The sequence below is a fragment of the Acidovorax sp. KKS102 genome, assembly GCF_000302535.1.
Classification (GTDB): Bacteria; Pseudomonadota; Gammaproteobacteria; order Burkholderiales; family Burkholderiaceae_C; genus Acidovorax.
In genome coordinates this window covers 3,274,997-3,294,812 of the sequence record NC_018708.1, presented here as the reverse complement: position 1 = coordinate 3,294,812, position 19,816 = coordinate 3,274,997, and the positions used below count along the sequence as shown (strand labels likewise).

The following is a 19,816-nucleotide window of genomic DNA, read 5'->3' as shown; positions in this document are numbered from 1 at the left end:
GATTCCTCCCTCCCACCATGTCCCTGCCCGCCTCGCGTCTGAGAACCGTTTTCCGCGCCTGCGTTGTCAACGCCGTTCGCGGGGGCGAGGCACTGATGGGGCAGCTCGTCAAGGTCACCCAGAGTGCCTTGACCAGCGAGGAATCGGCTAGCCGCAACATCCAGCATCGCAATTTGCTCAGCGATGCGCTGCGCCTGCTCAACGAGCACGAGGCAGCGCTGGTCAAGGGCTATCCCATGGCCCTGCTCGAAATCTTTGCCGAAGGCCCTGCAGTCGCTAAAGGACGCAGTTCGGCCGACGACACCGGCATGGACTTTGGCGAGCTTTCGCTCATGGACGAAAGCGAGATGCAGGCCCAGGTGGAGCTATCCAAGGCCCAGCAGTCTGCGCTCCATGCCACAGACGCCGTGCTGGCGGAACTCAACACCCTGGTGAGTGCTGCCCAAGGTTTGCGCAGTGTGCAGCCTGAACGCAACCCGCTGCGGCCCGAGAGCTACATCCGCGCGCTGCAGCAGGTGGTGGGTGAGACCGGCGTTTCCGCAGAGGTCCGCCAGCTGTGGATGCAGCACATGCGCGACCTGTTGGGCAAACTGCTGGCCGAGGAATACAAAAAAACCGCCCAGAGCCTGCGCGAGCATGGCGTGCAGCCGGTGGGCTACGCGGTGCTCGGCACGCCTTCGGGCGGCGGACGCGGCGCAGGCCCGGGCACCGGTTACGGCGGGTCTGGCTACGGTGGCCCCGGCACGGGGTACGGGGGCGGTTATTCGGGCTACGGCCCGTCAATGAATGCGCCCATGGGCGACTACGGCAACACCGGCTACGGGCGTGGCATGGGCCCCAGCACGGGCTGGAGCGGCGAGTCGCAGCAAGGTGCCATGGTGCCCATGCCTGTGGATGCTGCCGAAGAGGCGCTGCTCACCGTCGGCATCCTGCGTCAGATGCTGGCGGGGGGCGATCCCTTTGCCCCTCCTCCGGTCTATGGAGCCGTGCCGGCTCAGGCGGTGGTGGTGCCCAGCGGTGCGGGTCAGCCGGGTTGGGTGGACCCCCGTGCGGGAGCCGTCAGCGCCCAGTCATCGCTGGCCGGGGGCTACTACCCGTCGGGTGCGGCTGCTGAAGCGATTGAAGACATGGCCCAGCTGGAGCGGCTGGTGGGCCGACTGGCCGGGGGCGGCACGGTCAGCCAGCCCGGGTCCTTGCCCGTGCCCTTGGCCGGCTGGCGTGGGCCTGGCGTGGCACCGGTGGTCTATGCCGCCATGCCCATGGAGGCCGCAACCCAGTCCAGCGCCATGGCGGTGGAGGTGGTGGGGCGCATGATGGCCAACATCGCGCAGGACGCCCGCTTGTTGCCTCCCGTGCAGCAGGCGGTCAAGAGCCTGGAGCCCGCGCTCAAGCAACTGGTGCACCACGACGGACGGTTTTTTACCGACAGCAATCACCCCGCGCGCCGCCTGCTGGACGAGCTGACGCAACGCAGCCTGGCATTCACTGCAGAGACGGAGCCTGGTTTCAGTCGTTTCATGCGGCTGGTGACGGAGGCGGTGGGCCACCTGTCCGCCCATGAGGTCAAGGATGCGGGGCCCTTCGATACCGTGCTCAAGGCGCTGCAGTCGGCCTGGGACACCCAGGAGCAAAAGATCAAGGCCCAGCAGGAGGCCGAACAGAAAGCCAAATTGCAGGCCGAGCAGCGCGAACTGCTGGCCGAGAAGATCGCAGCCGATATCCGCAAACTGCCCGATGTGGACAAAGTGCCGTCGGACGTGCTGGATTTTGCGGCGGGCCCCTGGGCTGACGTGGTGGCGCTGGCGCAGGTGATGCGCGGTGACGATAGCCAGGACGATGACCCCAGCGGTTACCTGGCGCTGGTCCCGGTGCTGCTGTGGACGGCGCAGCCGGACCTTACCCGCCAGGAGACGGACCGCCTCAACGAGGCCATCCCTGGCCTGCTGGCCAAACTGCGCAAGGGCCTCAAGACCATCAACTACCCAGCGGTGCAGACCAGCGCGTTCTTGCAGCGGCTGGTGGCGTTGCACCAGGCTGCTTTTGAAAAGCCGGCGCCAGCCGCCCCCGCACCGGCCCTTGCGGCCGAGCCCGAAGCGGTCTCCGAGGTGGCAGAACTGGCTGAACCGCCCGAGGCTTCCGCTCCTGCCCCGCAGGACAGCGCCCAGACCCCGCTGGACACCCCCGACCCTTATGCTGACTTTGTCATCGGGGCGTGGGTTGAACTGGTGACCAATGGCCGGGTGGTGCGCACCCAGCTTACGTGGGCCAGCCCGCATGGCACCCTGTTTTTGTTCACTGCGCCCGATGCCAGCACCCAGTCCATGACCCGCCGCATGCGCGACAAGCTGGCGGCTGAAGGCTCGCTGCGCGTGGTGCCGGCCCAGCTGCCCAAACCCGCCAAGCCTGCGGCCCGCGCTTTGGGCGTTACAGAGACGGGTGGAGCAGACCGCAAGTCGTCTGAGGGTCGTACGGGCTCCAGCTCCAGAATGGCGCCGCTGTCCAAGTCCGCGCCTCTGGCACCGGCCTCGGGTGCCAAAACCCCCAAGAATCGCTGAGCGGAAAGACACCTGCGCTGCGGGCGGCGCTTGGAGTGCTGCCAGCGGCCTCGCGCCACTGGCCAATGAAGCCTGGGTCAATGCCCAGTTCCTGCTGCGCTTCCTGTTCCCTTCATGCTGTTTTCAGTCATCCCCTCGCCCGGGGTGCTGTGGTCGGTCGATCCGCCAGCCCCCTCCGACGCGCGCAGCAGCTTTTTGCGCACCAGGTGGATGTGGTTGCGCAGGGCATACAGCTCGTCCGCATACGACAAAGGCACGCTCACCTTTTCGGCCTGGGCTTCCAGGCTGTCCAGGGTGCGCAGCAGGCTTGCAGGGTCGCTCTTGCCCATCTCCAGGTCGTTCTCGATCTCGCGCAGGCGGCCATACCAGCGGAATACCCGTGATCGCACCCGGAACTGGTAGAGCGGCGGGACGATGCGCGACAGCGGCAGCATGATGGCCAGCAAGATGCCCAGCACCAGCCACATGCGCTCGATTAGGTTGGCCAGCCAGAACGGTAGGTAGCGTTGCAGCATGGGCACCGGCTCGTTCATGGCCCGGTCGCCCTCCTTGGCAATCGGCAGCTCGCTGCCGCGCGTGTTGGGGAACTCACGCGCACGGTTGAACCAGCCTGCGCCGCTGTGCAGCTTTTGGGCGTTCTGGGCAAACAGGGTGAGCAAGGCGGGGTGCGTGCCGTCGCGCGCCAGCAGGGACGTGGTGGTGGCCACGAGCCGGACATCGCGCTGGGGCACGTTGGCTGCAAGGTCCACCACGCCGCGTGGCAGCGTCACGGGGGTGAGGAACGGAAAACGCCGCGCGTAAGCCTCGTGCTGCGCAAAATCCAGCAGTTGCACACCAGGTGTCTGCAGCAGCATCTGCACCATCAGCGATTCGGGCGCCGAGGCAAATACCAGGGCATCGAGCCGGCCCGCGAGGAACTCCACCGTGGCAGGCGTCTGCTCCAGTCTCGACAGCTTGACCGACCCTGGCTCTACCTTGTTGGCCTGCAACAGGCGCTCAATCAGCGTGGGAACGCCGCTGCCCTCTGATCCCACATTGACCCGCCAGCCGCGCAGCTGCCTCAGGCTGTCGAGCCTGGGGGCGTTGTGCATGCGCTCTGCTGCGTCGGTGCGGTAGAAAAGCCACAGCGGCTCCACAAACAGGCTGCCCAGGGACACGAGGTTGTCCGGGTCATCGGGCTGCAGCTCAGCCGTACCGCCCTGCACAAAGGCCACGTCAGCCTGGCCGTCCCTCAGCAGCTGCAGGTTGTGCGACGAGCCCTCGCTGGGCAGCAGTACCACATCAATCCCGTCGACAGCCAGTGCCTTCTGGTAGCGCTTGCCAAACTCTTCATAGGCACTTTGGGCGGGGCCGGTGGCCACGGTCACCGTCTTGGGCGGATTGGGGTTGAGCCACCAATAGGCCAGCACCAGCAGCCCGACCGCCAGGAAGGCGAGGGGGCCCGCCGACACAATCAGATCGCGCAGGGTGAGAAAGGTGTTGCGAAAGGCCTGGGGCATGGGGGATGGACCAACGGGGCGAAAACAGGGCGAAAGTGGCGCGGCAGCCAACCGGGATGACCCGCCAGCGCAACAGGGTCGTTCCGGAGCCCTGTCACGCAATCAGCTAGCCGGTGGATTATCCGGGCAGGAGCTATAGCGCCGCGTATCAGCACTTGTCTTCACGCCCCGGGAGTCGCTCCGACCTGGAATACCTGGGGCGTTGAAGTTGCCAGCCGGGTCGCTTACTGCGGCAGGCGCCTGCGCTGGCGCTCGTAGGCCATGCATTCCTGCAGCGAGAGCATATCGTTCTGGTCCACATCTGCCGCTTCGAAGTAGGCCATGCGAGCCTGCACCACCTCGGTGAACGACAGCCTTCCGTCCCCATCCTTGTCAGCTGCAGCCAGCCGCCTCAGCTGGCCTTTGCTGATGCGGGGCAACTGGCTGAGGTGGGATAGATGGACGTAGCCCTCTGCATCGGGCCCTAGGCTGTGCCAGCCCCGCACGATGTCCTGGTGAAACTCGTCCAGCGACACGTTGCCGTCGTGGTTGAGATCGGCTGCCGAGCAGATGGCTTGCAGCCTGTGGGTGAGGGTTGAGGTCACCGGTTTGTGGGCCTTGGCAGGGCGGGGTGGCGTGGTGGGTGACGATACCGCCGTGTCGGCTGCGTTGGCTGTGTGGGCTGCCATTGCCAGCACGAGGGAGCAGGCGCTTGCAGAGATCCGTTGCAGATTTTTTTGCATGGGGGCTCCTTACCACCACCAGCGTTGGCTGGGGCTGCGGTTGCAGGGCCACACCATCGTGTGCGCCCCGGGGCGAACCTGGCCGGCATCCACATCCAGGCATTTGCCGGTGAGCTGGCTCACGATCTGCCCACCCCGTGTCGACCAGCTCTGGCTGCGCGAGCCCGAGCAGGACCACAGCACCACCCGAGCGCCATCCCGTGGGTCGCCACGGTCCACATCGACGCACAGGTCGCGTACGCGGATCTCGCCGCCGCGCCCCACTGTAAAACGCTGGGATGCCGTACCGTTGCATTCGTACACCTGCAAGGTGGTGCCAGGCTGGAACTTGCCACCCCGCACATCGAGGCACAGGCGGCCATCCACGCGGATCTCGCGCCCCCAGTCGCCACCCTGGCCGGGGTAGCCAGGGTACTCGGGGCGCCGGTCGTCGTCGTGACGGTTGTGGTTGGCCAACAGGGCAATGCCTGCAATGGCGGCCACGGCCGCTACCGCCGCACCGGCATTGGAGCCGCTGTTGTTGCCAGAGGCATAGGTCCGCGTAATCTTGAAGCGACCGCCGCAACCACCGTTGGTCCACAGCTCGCGGTTGGTCAGGTCATAGCCCCAGGTGCGGTTGAAGCGGCACGCTCCCTGGGTTTGTTCCACCAGGTCCACCTGGGTCACATCGTCCGCCAGGCGGTAGGAGGCGTAGCCGCCGCTGGACTGCAAATCCACCAGCTGGTCCTGCGCCAGTGCGGGCGGCGTGCCCACGAGCAAGGGCAGGCACAGCAGCCATGCAAGGCTCTGAAACGAATGGTCTCTCATGGGTTGACTCTCCTTGTTCCGATCCGGGGCCATGGGGATGAGGGTGGGGCAGACGGCCCCGCCCCCTGGGCACCGCCCACCATCTGCATCATAGGGCGGTCAGCCGCCCTTGCGGTGGGTTGTCGGCAGCGCCAACGGTGGAAATACTTTCGTAGCAGCGGTACCTGTTGGGCATGTCGTTCAATCTGCAAGGCATGGGGCGGTGAGGCTCAGGGCACTGGTCTGCAACACCCTCAGCACGGGCGACAGATTGCCGAGGGCGTTGAGGCGCAGGACCAGGTGGTCTTCCTGATCGCTCGGTGCGCGCGCCATGCCCTTGGGTGATCTGCTGCCGCAGCTGCGCGGGAGCGGCCGCGCAATGAAGGCGACCCAGGCACCGGTGTGGCCGGGGTCGCAGCGCTTTTTTATCAGCATAGGCAGCTTGCAAAATGTGGCGCATGCACATTGCGCTTGTAACCCCAGCCCAGCACGAATCCCTGGCAGACCTGCTGTGTGAACTCCATGCCCACTACCGCGCGCCCGACGACCCGCAGCCAGCACCCGCGCGCGAACAAATCCGGGTCCATCTGCGGGAGCGGCTGCTGTCCGAGACCTCACCGCTGCGCCTGGTGGTGGCGGTGCGTGCAGACGGCCGGGCGGTTGGCCTGGCCGCCATCGTGCTGCAGCACTCCCTGGTGGACCCACACCCGCACAGCAGCGGGCAATGCCAGGTGAAAGAGCTCTATGTGGGTGAGCAGGCCCGCAACGCGGGTGTGGGGCACGCGCTCATGGCATGGGTCGCACGCTATGCGCTGGAGCAGGGTTGCGCCCGCATGGACTGGAATGTGAAGGCCGGTAACCACCGCGGGCGGGCGTTTTATGAGGGGCTGGGCGCGACCCGGGTGGCTGACCGACTCAGCTACCGGCTGGAGCGTGAGGGCATGGACAAGCTGGTGGGCGCGACGGGCACAGCCCGTTGAATCTCCCAGGGCGTTGCTCGCGGCAGGGCGACTGCGCAGGCGTCCGGCGAACCTTATCGCATCGCCCCCATGCGGTGGATAGCTTATCGGCCCAGTTCCGCCGCCGATGGCAGGTACAACCCCTCGGCTGTGGTGATCGCGCGCGCAGCGCGTGCTGCCCGCGCCGTGGCGATGGCCGTGGCCTCGGCTGCCATGGTGGCCAGCACCATCATGCCCAGGCTCTTGCCGCTGCGGCCCGTGCCCAGGCTGAAGAGGGTGTCGCCGTCGGACATGGTGTGCACGGGGTTGATGCTGCGCGCCAGCCCGTCGTGCGCGGCCACGGCCAGGCGGTGGGCCTGCACCTTGGTGATCACGGCGTCGGTGGCGACCACGCCGATGGTGGTGTTGGTGCCCGCCAGCAGGGGCTGGGGCGGGTCGCCGCGCAGCAGGGCGCGGCGCGTGTCGCGCAAACGCAGGCCGTCGTCGGTGCGGGCCCCGGCAATCACTTGCGCGGTGTCGGGGTCGATCACGTCGCCCAGCGCATTGCAGGCGATGAGGGCACCTACCGTGATGCCGTCCACGGTGACGGAGGCGGTACCGATGCCACCCTTCATCGCACGCTGAATGCCGAAGATCTTGCCCAGCGCCGCACCGGTGCCCGCGCCCACGTTACCTTCGGCCGGGTCTGCGGTGGAGGCGGCCTCGCACGCCGCGTAGCCTGCCGCGGCATCGGGGCGCACGCGCATGTCGCCCACCAGCAGGTCGAACAGCACGGCGGCGGGCACGATGGGCAGGCGGCCCACGGCCACGTCGAAACCCACGCCGCGCTCTTCCAGCCAGCGCACGGCGCCGGTGGCGGCATCCAGCCCCCAGGCGCTGCCGCCTGCGAGCATGATGGCGTGCACCTTGTCCACCAGGTTGGAGGGGTGGAGCAAATCCGTCTCGCGCGTACCGGGTGCGGCACCGCGCACATCCACCCCGGCCACAGCGCCCTCGCGGGTGATGATGACGGTGCAGCCCGTGGGGCGGCGGGTTTCGGTGAAGTGGCCGACCTCGATGCCGGCCACGCGGGTGATGCTGCCAGCGTCGCCAGCCATTGCGTGTGGAGAACTCATGGCTGGTGATTATGGTGCCCTGGGGCCGGGCGACAGTTGCGCAGCATCAGGGCCCTGGCGCTGCACGTGGAGCCGCGTCAGGGCGCTTTCTCGATCCGTTGGACGTGGTAGGCACCGCTGACCTGTTCGGCCCGAAAGCGCACCTTGTCGCCGGGTTTCAGGTCGCCCACCACGCCGGCGTCCGCCACGCGGAACACCATGGTCATGGGCGGCATCTCCAGGTTCTTGATCTCGCCGTGTTTGAGGGTCAGGCGCAGGGTGCGCGGGTCCCAGCGGGTGATTTCGCCTTCGCTCAGATCCGCCGGTGGCGCGGACGGTGCGGTGGCGGCGGGGTGGTGGCTGCTGTGGCTGTCTGCGGCAGCCCCTGCGGGCGCCTGCGCCAGGGCGGGCCCTGCAACCAGGACGAGCAGGGCGGCAGCCAGCGGGATGGAGAAGAAGTGCTGGGTCATGTGGATGCCTTTTTGTTGTAGCTGTTGAAGATGCGCGTGCTGCCGTCGTGGGCCACCAGCAGCACGTCGTACGGGTCGCGCCGGTCGCCATACACGGCGCCGTCCATGCCTGGCGATCCCACGGGCATGCCCGGCACGGCCAGGCCCAGGGCCTTGGGCTTTTGATGCAGCAGCTTGCGCACATCGCTGGCGGGCACGTGGCCTTCCACCAGGTAGCCGCCCACCAGCGCGGTGTGGCACGAACCCAGTTTTGGCGGCAGTCCCAGGCGGGCACGCACGGCGTTGTTGCCGGTGGCATGCACCTTCACCGCAAAGCCGTTGGCTTGCATGTGGTCCACCCAGTCCTGGCAGCAGCCGCAGTTGGGGTCTTTCCACACTTCCAGCGGTGTGGGCGTGTTGGTGGCGGCGCGGGACCCAACCGGCAGCAAAGCGACGGCCAACCCCGCGCCCAGCAGAGGCAGAGTGGTGGCCAGCCATTGGCGGCGGGCAGGGCTGGGGAGCGCGGTCATGGATGCGGATGCAGCCCGAGGGCGTTGTAGGGTCATGGTGTTTCTCCTGGCGTTATGGATGGCGGGGCAGCACGGTGATGGTGCCGGTCATGCCGGCCTGGTAATGGCCGGGGATGAGGCAGGCAAAGTCAAAGCTGCCTGCGCGGTTGAAGTGCCACACGATGTCGCCGGCCTTGCCCGCCGCCACATGGGCCATGTAAGGCTCGTCGTGTTCCATGCCCGGGTGCTTTTTCATCATCTCGGCGTGCTGGTCCAGCTCCGCCTTGGTGCCGATCACGATCTCGTGCAGCACCTGGCCTTTGTTCTGTGCGCGCAGCCGCACGGTGTCGCCCTCGCGCACTTCGATGTGGCGGGGGCTGAACCGCATGTCGTCGCCCATGCGCACGGTGATCGTGCGGCGCACCTGCTGGGCATCGCCTGCAATGCCCCAGTCTTTTTGCTCTTTGACCACGGGGGCTGTGGAAGTGCGGTGGGGCATGTTTTCATGCCCATAGGCAGCAAAAGTGCCGAATGCGCTAGTGCATATTGCCCAGGCAGCTATGAATTTAATAGTGTTCATGGTGATCGTTGGCATCAATGTTGGTGGCCGCTGGCAGCGGGCTTGCGTGCATTGGCCGCGCCTGGGGCGGTGCCTGGGGTGTCGGTGCGTGCAGGGCGTGGTGTGGCGGCCGGTGCGCCTTGCCATTCAAAGGCCTGGGTGCCGCGTGGCTGCCTGTAGTCGCCGGGGTCGGCGTAGCTGCCTGCGGGCTGGTCGGCACGCACCTTGAGGGTGGTGAACATGCCGCCCATTTCCAGCGGGCCAAAGGGGCCGGTGCCGGTCATCATCGGGAAGGTGTTGGCGGGCAGCGGCATCTCCATGGCACCCATGTCGGCCATGCCGCGCTCGCCCATCACCATGTAGTCGGGCACGATCTTCTGGATCTTGCCCACCAGTCCGCGATGGTCCACGCCGATCATGGTGGGCACGGCGTGCCCCATGGCGCCCATGGTGTGGTGGCTCTTGTGGCAATGCAGGGCCCAGTCGCCGGGTTCGTCGGCAATGAACTCCACCTGCCGCATCTGGCCCACCGCCACGTCGGTGGTTACCTCGGGCCAGCGTGCGCTTTTGGGCACAGGGCCGCCGTCGGTGCCGGTCACTTCAAACTCGTGCCCGTGCAGATGGATGGGGTGGTTGGTCATGGTGAGGTTGCCCACGCGTACGCGCACCCGGTCGCCCTGCCGCGCCACCAGCGGGCTGATGGCGGGGAACACCCGGCTGTTCCAGCACCAGATGTTGTGGTCCAGCATGGTGTTGACCTTGGGGGTCATGCTGCCGGGCTCCACGTCGAAGGCGTTGAGCAGAAAGGCGTAGTCGCGCTGGACCTTGGCGATCTGCGGGTGACTGCCCTTGGGGTGGGTGATCCACAGGCCCATCATGCCCATGGCCATCTGCACCATCTCGTCGGCATGCGGGTGGTACATGAAGGTGCCGGGGCGGCGCGCCACAAACTCATACACAAAGGTCTTGCCCGGCTGGATGGCGGGCTGGGTGAGTCCACCCACGCCGTCCATGCCATTGGGCAGGCGCTGGCCGTGCCAGTGGATGGTGGTGTGCTCGGGCAGGCGGTTGGTGACAAAGATGCGCACGCGGTCACCTTCGACCACCTCGATGGTCGGCCCGGGGCTCTGGCCGTTGTAGCCCCACATGTTGACCATGAAGCCGGGCGCTACTTCGCGCACCACGGGCTCGGCCACCAGGTGGAACTCCTTGACACCCGCATTCATGCGCCAGGGGGCGGTCCAGCCGTTCAGGGTGACCACGGGGTTGTAGGGCCGGCCCGTGGGCGGGTGCAGCGGCGGCGCGGTGTCTGCGCTGGACTGCATTGCGGGCTCGGGCAGCGCGGCCAGGGCCACGCGGCTGACGGAGGCTGCAGCCACGGCCGTGGCGGCGCCAGAAAAGAAATTGCGGCGGTTCATGTCAATGGCCTTGTGGGGTGGTGGAGGCTGCGGCGCCGGATGTGAGGCCCTGCAGGGCACCGGGCGAGGTACCCGTCAGCGCCAATTGCAGGTCGGTCTCGGCCAGCCAGAAGTCGCGCTGCGCTTCGATGGCGTTGGCCACGGCCTGCGTGCTGTTGCGTGCTTCGGCCAGCATGTCCCACACGCTGGCCAGCATGCCGTTGTAGCGCAGCGTGGTTTCGTCGCTGATGAGCTGGCGCAGGGGCACGACCTCCGCCTGCTGTTGGCGCGCCAGGTCCAGGGCGGTGCGGTAGGTGAGCCAGGCGGCACGCACCTCGCTGCGGGCGCGCACGGCGGTGTCTTGCAGCTGGGCGGCGCTTTGCTCCACCTCGGCCTGGGCGCGGGTACGGGCTGCGCCGCCCCAGTCGAACAGGGGCAGGGGCAGTTCGATCTCCCAGCCGCGCTTGATGTCGCTGCTGCCGGTGGCGCGCTCGGTTGCGGTGTTGCGGCTGTAGGCCAGTCCGATGTCGCCAAACACGGCGCTAGCGCGGCTCCAGCCCTGGCGCGTAGCCTGGGTGTCGAGCTGGCGGCGCGCGGCCTGCACATCCAGCCGCTCGCGCAGTGCGGTGGCTTCGATGCCGTCTGCGGGCAAGGCGGTGGCGGGCAGAGGGGGCAGTTGCGGTGCCAGCTGGTATTGCGCCTGCGCGCCCCACACGCCCAGGCGGCGGTTCAGGTCTTCGCGGGCGGTGGCAGCCGCCAGCCGGGCGCGGGCGCGCTGGCTGTTGGCCTCGTGCAGCACGGCTTGCTCGCGGGCCTGCTGCAGGCGGCTCCAGTTGCCCACCTGCGCCATGCGGCGTGCCAGCTCGGCCCCTACCTCGGCGGCTTCGACCATGCGGTCGTGCGTTGCGGCCACCTGCTCGGCCGCTACGGCGCGTAGCCAGGCACGGCGGGTGTCTGCGGCCAGTTGTACCACGTCCTGCGCGGCTTGCAGTGTGGCGATCTGCAGGCGCTCGGCCTCGCGCTGGGTGCGCCAGGGCAGGGTGATCAGATCCATCAGGCCAAAGGCCAGGGTGCGTTCGATCTCACGCTCCTGGCTGTTGGTGAAACGCCCCAAGGTCAGGTGCGGGTTGGGCAAGGTGATGGCCTGCACCCGCTCGGCATCGGCCACGCCCAGTGCGGCCAGCCGGGCTTGCAGGCCGGGGTTGTTGAGCAGGGCAATGCGCACGGCGGCGTCTTGTGTCAGGGGCCGGGCGAGCCAGCCGTCGATGGACTGCTGGGCCTTTGCGCGGGCGCTCGATTCCATCGCGGGCAAGGCCGCCTGCGCCACACCGGCGGTACGGCCTGCAGTCAGCTCTGCGACATCACTGCGCAGGCCGTCGGGCGACACGCTGGCGCAGCCCGCCAGCAGGGCGGCGGCAGCCAGCGCGGAAAGGCGGTGGGTGCTGATCATGGCTTGCCCTTCTGTTCGGGGTGGTGGGCGGGGTGGGCACTCCCTGCGCTGCCGTGGTGCATCTCATGGGCTGTGCCAAGCGGCTTTCCATGGGGCATGCCGTGTTGCATTCCCTGATGGTGGTGTGGCATGGGGGCCGCTGCTGAGGATGCGGGCGCGGGGGGCGGTGCGGAACCGCGCTGCGCCTCCCAGGCCACGATGTCCGCATGGCCGCGCGGGAACGCGCCCACGGCCTCGTGTGCCTGGCGCCAGGCCTGGGGAGTGGGCAGGGCGTCCACCAGCGGGGGCTGCGGTGGCATGGCCGTGTAGGGCAGGGGGGCGGTGGGTGCATCGGCGCGGGTAGCGTCGGGTGCAGATGGGCTCTGGGCTTGCGCCAGCAAGGGCGACAACAGGGCGAGACAAGCCAGTCGCATGGGCCGATGGCCCGGGCGACGGCGAGGAGAGAAAAATAGCAGGGGCGCGCATGGCGATCTCCAGACAACGAACGAAAAACACGGCGCTGCCGCCCGATGGGCCCCGTGTCTCGGGGTCAGTCAGGCAATGGCAGACGCACTTCGGGCGTCGGAGATCAGGCGATGGGTGGTTTGATGGCCAGCGCTGCGGGGGCGCTGTCAAACTGCGCGGAGGCCAGGGGCAGCAGGGCTCCGGCGGGCAGGGGGGTGGGGGTCAGCGATGCGGGCAGGCCCAGCATGGCCGAATGGCAGATTTCGCAGGCCGAGCAACTGGCGCTGTGGTGGTCATGGTTACTGTGAGCCGGACAGCCCGTGCCGTGATCCTGGCACGCTGCAGCATGGCTGGCACTGTGGTCGAGGGCGGGTTCGGCGGCCGGGCTGCCATGGTGTGCATGGGTGTCGGCGGGTACCAAGCCCTCGGCCTGGGCAAGGGTTGCGGAATGATCGTGGGGGTGGCTGTGGTCGTAGGCCATGCCTTCCGCCATGGGCTGATGCGCCGCAGTGTGCTGCGCCGGGCCTGCAGGCAGCAGCGGCGCCACAATGCCCGCCGCCATGGCCGTGCCTGTCAGGCCCCGAAGGACCAGCACCACCATCAGCAGGAAGAAAAAGCCGCGACGCATGCTTCAATGATACGGCGGGGCGGCCCAAGGTTCCACTGGCACGCCCTTTTCTGGCCCGGCGCGCCGGGGCAACCGGCCAAGGACCGTGAGGGCAAACCCGCGCAAATCGTGCATGCCTTTTTGGAACATGGGCAGTACCATGTGATGAAACACGTCGGTTCCCCCCTGTCCATTTTTTCGCAGGTCCCGGCCACTGTGTTTCCAAGCGTCTTTCTCTTGCACAGAAAGGTCGGTATGCCCCCATGGGTCGCTGGAATGTGGAGCACCTTGTCCGCGCGGATTCGCTGGCTGGTGCTGTGGGCCACGCTGCCGGCGGTGCTGCTGGTGGTGTACCAGGCACGGACCCACCGCACAGACGCGATCGCTGCCGCCGAAGAGCGCGCGCTGCAGACCCTGCAGTCGGTGGCCGGTACCCAGCAACGGCTGATTCAGAACACCCGCCAGTTTCTGCAGCAGCTGGCCGCCATGCCGCGGGTGCACGACCCCTCCGCCCCCCAGTGCGGGCGCTACCTGGCCGAAGTGCTGTCGCTCAACACCACCTACGTCAACATTGGCGTGCCTCGGGCGGATGGCGAGCTGCTGTGCAATGCGCGGCCGCTGAAGGCGCCTGTCAATGTGGCCAACCGCCCGTATTTTCAGCAGACGATCTCGGGGCGGGACTTTGCGGTGGGCAGCTTCCAGGTAGACCGCGCTGCCCAGGTGGCCAGTGTCAACTTTGCCTACCCAGTGATTCCGCCGGGCACGCAAGACGTGGTGGCCGCTGCCGTGGCGGTGGTGTCGCTGGAGTGGTGGAGCCTGCGGCTCACCGATCTGGGGCTGCCGGACGGCGCGGTGGCCCGCGTGTCCGACCCCGACGGCCGTGTGTTGGCGCGCTACCCGCCCGATGCCAGCGAGCTGGGGGCTCCGTTTGCCGATGGCGAGTTCCGCGCCCTGGTGCTGCAGACCCCGCAGGGCCAGCGCCAGCGCACGCGCGCGGATGGCACCCCTGAGCTGGTGGTGTTCCAGCCACTCATCGAGGCGGGCGGGAAGCCCGTGGCCACCATGAGCCTGGCCGTGCCGCTGGACAACCTGTACGCCACAGCCAACCGCCGCATGTGGACCGAGATGGCGTTCTTGCTGGGTGGCATGGTGCTGTCCTTTGCCGTGGCGCAGGTGGGGGTGCGGCGCGGCGTGATGCGGCCCCTGCGGCGCCTGCTGCACGCCACGGACGAGCTGGCCGAGGGACGCTATGTGTCGCGCGTGCCCGCCACGGGCCTGCAGGAGCTGACCGAGCTGGGCCGCCGGTTTGACCGCATGGCCCTGACGCGACAGAAAGCCGAGGCCGAACTGCGCCAGAGCGAAGAAAACCTGGCCATCACGCTGCTTTCCATCGGCGATGGCGTGATTGCCACCGATGCGCAAGGCCGCATCACCCGCATGAACGTGGTGGCCGAGCGCCTGACAGGCTGGCCCCTGGCGCAGGCCACGGGGCAGCCCTTGCCCGAGGTGTTTCGCATCGTCAACACCGGCACCCGCGAGCCGCAGGTAGACCCGGTGCAGCTGGTGATGGACCGGGGCCAGGTGGTGGCGTTGAGCAACCACACCACGCTGCTGGCCCGGCACGGCGCCGAGTACCACATTGCCGACAGCGCCGCCCCCATTCGCAACGCACAGGGGCAGATCGTGGGCGTGGTGCTGGTGTTCAGCGACGTGAGCGAGTCCTACCGGGTGCGCCGCAAGCTGGAGGACAACGAGGCGCGCTTTCGCACCCTCACGGCGCTGTCGTCCGACTGGTACTGGGAGCAGGACGCGCAGTTTCGGCTCACGCATGTCGAGGGCCGGGCCGATGACCGGCTGGTGCAGGAGGCCGCGCTGCACATGGGCAAGACCCGCTGGGAGCTGGCCGCACCGGGCATGAGCGATCCGCTGTGGGAAGAGCACCGCTCGCTGCTGGAGCGCCACCAGGAGTTCCGCGACTTTGAGTTCGAGCGCCGCGACCAGCAGGGCTGCTCGTACTGGGTGTCCATCAGCGGCACGCCCGTGTTTGACGACGACGGTGTGTTTTGCGGCTACCGGGGCGTGGGCAAGGACATATCGGCCCGCAAGCGCGACGAGAACGAGCTGCGCATCGCCGCCATTGCGTTCGAGTCGCAAGAGGGCATGATCGTCACCGACGCGGACACGCTCATCCTGCGCACCAACCGCGCGTTCAGCCGCATCACCGGCTACAACGCTGATGAGGTGGTGGGCCGCCGCACCAGCCTGCTGGCCTCGGGCCACCATGACAAGGTGTTTTTTGATGCCATGTGGGCCAGCCTGGCCAGCACCGGCGAGTGGAAGGGCGAGCTGTGGAACCGCTGCAAGAGCGGCGAGGTGAACTTGCACTTCATGGCCATCACCGCCGTCACGGACCAGCACGGGGTGCTAACGCACTACGTGGCCACCCTCAGCGACATCACACAGCGCGCGGCGGCGGCGCGGGAGATCGAGCACCTGGCGTTCTACGACCCGCTCACCCACCTGCCCAACCGCCGCCTGATGATGGACCGCCTGCAACAGGCGTTTGCCACCAGTGCGCGCGCGGGCCTGCAAGGGGCGCTGCTGTGCCTGGACCTCGACCACTTCAAGACCCTCAACGACACCCTGGGCCACGACATGGGCGACGTGCTGCTGCAGCAGGTGGCCCAGCGGCTCACGGCCTGCGTGCGAGAGGGCGACACTGTGGCGCGGCTGGGCGGCGACGAGTTTCTGGTGCTGCTGGAAGACCTGGGCGCCCTTGCCACCGATGCGGCCGAGCAGGCGCAGACCGTGGGCGAAAAGATTCTGGCCGCGCTCAACCAGCCCTACCAGCTCGCATCCCACCATGTGCACAGCACCACCAGCGTAGGGGCGGTGCTGTTCAGCGGCCAGGGGCAGACGGTGGAAGATGTGGTCAAGCACGCCGACCTGGCCATGTATGCCGCCAAGACCGCAGGGCGCAACGGCATCCGCTTTTTTGACCCCCGCATGCAGGCTGCCGTAACGGCCCGCGCGGCGCTGGAGAACGACCTGCGCACGGCGCTGGAACAGGGCCAGTTCACGCTGCACTACCAGGTGCAGGTGGGCTGCGGCAAGCACGTGGTGGGGGCCGAGGTGCTGATCCGCTGGAACCACCCGGCACGTGGCATGGTGCCGCCGTTCGAATTCATCCCGCTGGCCGAAGAGACCGGGCTGATCCTGCCCATCGGCCTGTGGGTGCTGCAGACTGCCTGCACCCAGCTGCGCCGCTGGCAGGACGACCCGGCCACGGCCCACCTGCAACTGGCGGTGAACGTGAGCGCCCGCCAGTTCCGCCAGGCCGACTTCATGGAGCAGGTGGTAGCCGTGCTGCGGCAGACCGGGGCGCGGCCCGACCGCCTGAAGCTGGAGCTGACGGAGAGCCTGGCGCTGGACAACGTGGACGACACCATCGCCAAGATGAACGCGCTGCGCGCGCTGGGCCTGCGCTTTTCGATGGACGACTTTGGCACCGGCCAGTCGTCGCTGTCGTACCTCACGCGGCTGCCGCTGGACCAGCTCAAGATCGACCAGAGCTTTGTGCGCAACATCGGCATCCAGCACACCGACGCGCTCATCGTGCAGACCATCATCGGCATGGCGCAGAGCCTGGGCATCGACGTGATTGCCGAGGGCGTGGAGACCGAGGCGCAGCGCGCGTTTCTGGAGCGCCACGGCTGCACGCTGTGGCAGGGCTACCTGTTCAGCCGCCCGGTGCCCATCGAGGCGCTGGAGCAGCGGCTGCACAGCGGGCTGGGCTGGCAGGTGTCGTCGTAGTACTACACCACCCTAAACCGCCATGTAGCGGCCCGGCCGGTGGTTCATGGCCAGCACCAGGTTGAGCGCCACGGCACCCGCAATGGACCAGGCCACACGTAGGGGCTCCACCGTCCACAGGGCCAGCAGCACGATGACGCAGTCCACAGCCATCTGCACCTTGCCCGCGCGCCAGCCGTAGCGGTCCTGCAGGTACAGCGCGGCAATGCCCACGCCGCCCAGGCTGCAGCGGTGGCGGAACAACACGAGGAAGCCCGTTCCCGTGATCAGCCCGCCCGCAATGGCCGCATACAGCGGCTGCAGCTGCGCAAACTGCAATAGTTGCGACTGCAGTTCGGTCAGCAGCGACAACAGCAGCACCGCGATGAAGGTCTTGACCGTGAACGTCCGGCCCAGCTTGAGCAGCGCCAGCCAGTAAAACGGCAGGTTGAGCACAAAGAAGATCTTGCCAAAGCCGATGCCCGTGGCGTAGTGCAGCAAAAACGCCAGCCCAGCCGTGCCACCTGTAAGCAACCCCGCGCTGGTGAAAAACGCCACCCCCACCGAGATGAGCAACACCCCGGTGAAGATGGCCACGGCGTCTTCCGTCAGGCTGTGGGGCACGACCAGCGGGGCAGGGGTTGCGGGGGCGGCAGGGGCGCGGGAGGGCATGGGCGACAAGCAAAAGGAATGAAGGCTGTGCCTGCAGCCCCCGGGGCAGAGGGCGGCGCACAGGCAGTGGATTGGACCATGCAAGCCCCATGCCGGGCTTGTCGTGCGTCAAATTCCGGGTGCCCGGCGGCAGCACTGTTCGTGGTTGTTTACTCCTGATTTGATAGCTGGTAGCGCTTATAGATCAAGCGCTATCGCCAGTTTTTTGCAGAAATGGGACGAGCTGCAGGCGCGCAGCGGCCATGGCCCCGTCAATCAGCCGCTTGATGTGTGGCTGCGGCCCCATGGGCGCCAAGGCACTCACCCGTGCCCGGCCCGTGTTGCCGATGGGCAGCCGCGCCAGCGCATGGCCCAGCGGCACCAGGGCCAGCCGCAGCACCTGTCCACCGGCCTCGCGCAGGTCGCGCAACTGCAGGGCGTAGCGCAGCATGGCTGAGTGTGACCGCCAATGCAGGGACAGCGTGGTCTGCCCCAGTACATGCGCGGCCTCCAGCCAGCGCCAGCGGGTGGCTGGCGGTGCGCCGGCATCGCTCGCAAATGCTGCCAGCAGGTGGTCGAACGCGCGCTGCGTGTGCAAGGGGTCAGCTATGGGGTCTGCCGCGTGGCGCGCCGCCAGCTGGCGCCAGCGCCGCTGTCGGTGCCGGTAGAACAACTGGGCAAACGCCGCGCTCAGGGGCGTCATCAGCCAGGGCAGGTAGCGCGCGACCACGTCGATGTCGTCGGTATAGAGCGTGCGGCCGTCCAGCATGGGTTGCAGCGTGATGCGGTGGTCCCAGCGCCGCATCAGCGTGCCCTCGCCGTTGTCGCGCAGCGTGGGCCATGCGCCGTCCTGCGCGGCGGGCTCGATGGAGATGCGCACGGTTTGCGAACCCAGGGGCAGCAACCCCAGCAGCCACATCTGCAACAGCAGATCCCCGGGAGACCAGTGGCTGGGCCAGGGCGCGCCGCCGGGGCGCGTGAACCGCACCAGCGGCGCCGTGATGTGGCGAAAAACGGCAGTGCTTTGCAGTTGCGCAGCCACCCATTCGGGCGGTGCATGGAGCGGGGTGGACAGGCGTACGCGCACGGCTCAGTGCCCTTGGGCTGCGGAGGCGCCTGCGGTGCTGGCCAGCTCCTGCCGAGCGTGGCGGATCACGCTCCAGCCGCCGCTGATGGCCAGGCCCGCCATGACGGCGGCCACCACCAGATCGGGCCAGGCCGTGCCCGTGCCCAGCACTCCCAGCGCAGCGGCCATCACGGCCAGGTTGCCCAGCGCGTCGTTGCGCGTGCACAGCCACACGCCGCGCATGTTGGCGTCACCCTCGCGCCATGCGTAGAGCAGGGCGGCCACACCGAGGTTGGCCGCCAGCGCCAGCAGGCCCACGCCACCCATGGTGAAGGGCTCGGGCGGCACCCCTTGCCACACCCCCCACGCCACCCGGCCGATCACGAACACGCCAAAGGCCAGCATGCTGGCCCCCTTGAGCAGCGCGGCGCGTGCGCGCCAGGTCAGCGCCATGGCCAGCACCCACAGCGACAGGCCATAGTTGGCCGCATCGCCCAGAAAGTCGATGGCGTCGGCCAGCAGCGACGCCGAGCCCGAGTGGGTGCCCGCGCCCAGTTCCACCACAAACATGGCGGCGTTGACGACGAGCGCAATCCACAGGATGCGGCGGTAGCGCGGGTCTGCGGTGGCGGGGGCATCGTGGCTGTGGCCGGGGGCGCTGTGGTCGTGATGGCAATGGGCGGACATGGTGTTTTCTCCTGGCGGTTTTGGAAAGCGATGGCATCATTGGAAACCTTGAAGTCACTTGAAGGTCAAGCCCATGGAACCCCACGCTGCACAGTTCCGGATTGGCGAGGCCGCCCAGCAGTCCGGCGTGTCGGCCGCCAACATCCGGTACTACGAAAAAGAGGGGCTGCTGCCGCCCGGTGCGCGCGGCGACAACAGCTACCGCCTGTACAGCAGCGCCGACGTGCACCAGTTGCGGTTTATCCGGCTGTGCCGCGCCATGGACATGTCGCTGGACGAGGTCAGAACCTTGCTGGCGCTGGACTGGGACAGCAAGACCGACTGCCATGCCGCCTGCGACACGCTGGATGCACACCTGGTGCATGTGCGCACCCGCCTGGCCGAGCTGCAGGCGCTGGAGGCCGACCTGCAGGCGCTGCGCAGCCGTTGCGATGGCGCGGACGCCACCTGCCACATCATCGAAGCGCTGCATGCGCGGGCTGACGCGCAGCCCGTGGGCGTCAACGCCCCTCCCAGCCAAGGCAAGCGCCATGTGTGAGCAGTTGTTGTACGGCGCGGCTGCGTGTGTGCCATTTGCTATTTAATTGATA

19 protein-coding genes are annotated in these 19,816 nt (G+C 67.8%); 4 read left to right on the top strand and 15 right to left on the bottom strand.

What is annotated here, in order from left to right; genetic code table 11:
* The first annotated feature begins 17 nt into the window (after nt 1-17).
* The gene (locus tag C380_RS15045; RefSeq protein WP_015014712.1) at nt 18-2,555 is read left to right on the top strand and encodes a DUF1631 family protein; all 2,538 of its coding nucleotides are present in this window, start codon (nt 18-20) and stop codon (nt 2,553-2,555) included.
* Nucleotides 2,556-2,632: 77 nt separating this feature from the next.
* On the opposite strand, the gene C380_RS15040 is transcribed toward C380_RS15045, so the two are convergent.
* The 4 genes from C380_RS15040 to C380_RS15025 all read right to left on the bottom strand — a co-directional run bounded on the left by C380_RS15040 (nt 2,633) and on the right by C380_RS15025 (nt 5,997).
* Nucleotides 2,633-4,054, bottom strand: a complete 1,422-nt coding sequence (locus tag C380_RS15040) for a TAXI family TRAP transporter solute-binding subunit (RefSeq protein WP_015014711.1) — start codon at nt 4,052-4,054, stop codon at nt 2,633-2,635.
* Nucleotides 4,055-4,278: 224 nt separating this feature from the next.
* Entirely contained in the window at nt 4,279-4,638 is a 360-nt protein-coding gene (locus C380_RS15035) for an EF-hand domain-containing protein (protein WP_238544028.1), read from the bottom strand.
* Nucleotides 4,639-4,785: 147 nt separating this feature from the next.
* On the bottom strand, nt 4,786-5,583 hold the full coding sequence (locus tag C380_RS15030; RefSeq protein WP_015014709.1) for a lectin: 798 nt from the start codon (nt 5,581-5,583) through the stop codon (nt 4,786-4,788).
* A gap of 180 nt (nt 5,584-5,763) precedes the next feature.
* On the bottom strand, nt 5,764-5,997 hold the full coding sequence (locus tag C380_RS15025) for a hypothetical protein (RefSeq protein WP_015014708.1): 234 nt from the start codon (nt 5,995-5,997) through the stop codon (nt 5,764-5,766).
* Between the two features lie 23 nt (nt 5,998-6,020).
* On the opposite strand from C380_RS15025, the gene C380_RS15020 reads away from it, so the two are divergent.
* Nucleotides 6,021-6,542, top strand: coding sequence for a GNAT family N-acetyltransferase (locus C380_RS15020; protein ID WP_148279977.1), 522 nt, complete (start codon nt 6,021-6,023; stop codon nt 6,540-6,542).
* An 83-nt stretch (nt 6,543-6,625) separates the two neighbouring features.
* On the opposite strand, the gene C380_RS15015 is transcribed toward C380_RS15020, so the two are convergent.
* The 8 genes from C380_RS15015 to C380_RS14980 all read right to left on the bottom strand — a co-directional run bounded on the left by C380_RS15015 (nt 6,626) and on the right by C380_RS14980 (nt 13,051).
* Nucleotides 6,626-7,636 carry a P1 family peptidase gene (locus tag C380_RS15015; RefSeq protein WP_043565492.1) on the bottom strand — a complete coding sequence of 337 codons (1,011 nt, stop codon included), beginning with the start codon at nt 7,634-7,636 and terminating at the stop codon, nt 6,626-6,628.
* Between the two features lie 77 nt (nt 7,637-7,713).
* Nucleotides 7,714-8,085, bottom strand: coding sequence for a copper-binding protein (locus C380_RS15010; RefSeq protein ID WP_015014705.1), 372 nt, complete (start codon nt 8,083-8,085; stop codon nt 7,714-7,716).
* Nucleotides 8,082-8,630, bottom strand: a complete 549-nt coding sequence (locus C380_RS15005; protein WP_015014704.1) for a DUF411 domain-containing protein — start codon at nt 8,628-8,630, stop codon at nt 8,082-8,084. The genes C380_RS15010 and C380_RS15005 overlap by 4 nt, the downstream gene beginning before the upstream one ends.
* A gap of 16 nt (nt 8,631-8,646) precedes the next feature.
* Entirely contained in the window at nt 8,647-9,153 is a 507-nt protein-coding gene (locus tag C380_RS15000; RefSeq protein ID WP_043566642.1) for a plastocyanin/azurin family copper-binding protein, read from the bottom strand.
* 14 nt (nt 9,154-9,167) lie between these two features.
* Nucleotides 9,168-10,550: a multicopper oxidase family protein gene (locus C380_RS14995; RefSeq protein WP_015014702.1), complete on the bottom strand. Its 1,383-nt coding sequence runs from the start codon at nt 10,548-10,550 to the stop codon at nt 9,168-9,170.
* Nucleotide 10,551: 1 nt separating this feature from the next.
* Nucleotides 10,552-11,979, bottom strand: coding sequence for a TolC family protein (locus C380_RS14990; protein ID WP_015014701.1), 1,428 nt, complete (start codon nt 11,977-11,979; stop codon nt 10,552-10,554).
* Nucleotides 11,976-12,392 (bottom strand): hypothetical protein, encoded by a 417-nt coding sequence (locus C380_RS14985; RefSeq protein ID WP_015014700.1) that lies wholly within the window; start codon nt 12,390-12,392, stop codon nt 11,976-11,978. The genes C380_RS14990 and C380_RS14985 overlap by 4 nt, the downstream gene beginning before the upstream one ends.
* 155 nt (nt 12,393-12,547) lie before the next feature.
* The gene (locus tag C380_RS14980; RefSeq protein ID WP_015014699.1) at nt 12,548-13,051 is read right to left on the bottom strand and encodes a hypothetical protein; all 504 of its coding nucleotides are present in this window, start codon (nt 13,049-13,051) and stop codon (nt 12,548-12,550) included.
* A gap of 267 nt (nt 13,052-13,318) precedes the next feature.
* On the opposite strand from C380_RS14980, the gene C380_RS14975 reads away from it, so the two are divergent.
* A complete protein-coding gene (locus C380_RS14975) occupies nt 13,319-16,843 on the top strand; it encodes an EAL domain-containing protein (RefSeq protein ID WP_238544027.1) in 3,525 nt (1,174 codons plus the stop codon).
* A gap of 12 nt (nt 16,844-16,855) precedes the next feature.
* On the opposite strand, the gene C380_RS14970 is transcribed toward C380_RS14975, so the two are convergent.
* The 3 genes from C380_RS14970 to C380_RS14960 form a co-directional block, all read right to left on the bottom strand.
* On the bottom strand, nt 16,856-17,494 hold the full coding sequence (locus tag C380_RS14970; RefSeq protein ID WP_015014697.1) for a YitT family protein: 639 nt from the start codon (nt 17,492-17,494) through the stop codon (nt 16,856-16,858).
* 184 nt (nt 17,495-17,678) lie between these two features.
* Nucleotides 17,679-18,560, bottom strand: coding sequence for a DUF3703 domain-containing protein (locus tag C380_RS25590; protein ID WP_015014696.1), 882 nt, complete (start codon nt 18,558-18,560; stop codon nt 17,679-17,681).
* 3 nt (nt 18,561-18,563) lie between these two features.
* A complete protein-coding gene (locus C380_RS14960) occupies nt 18,564-19,226 on the bottom strand; it encodes a cation transporter (RefSeq protein ID WP_015014695.1) in 663 nt (220 codons plus the stop codon).
* A 73-nt stretch (nt 19,227-19,299) separates the two neighbouring features.
* Between C380_RS14960 and C380_RS14955 the strand changes: the two genes are divergently transcribed.
* The gene (locus C380_RS14955) at nt 19,300-19,764 is read left to right on the top strand and encodes a Cd(II)/Pb(II)-responsive transcriptional regulator (RefSeq protein ID WP_043566638.1); all 465 of its coding nucleotides are present in this window, start codon (nt 19,300-19,302) and stop codon (nt 19,762-19,764) included.
* Nucleotides 19,765-19,816: the final 52 nt, after the last annotated feature.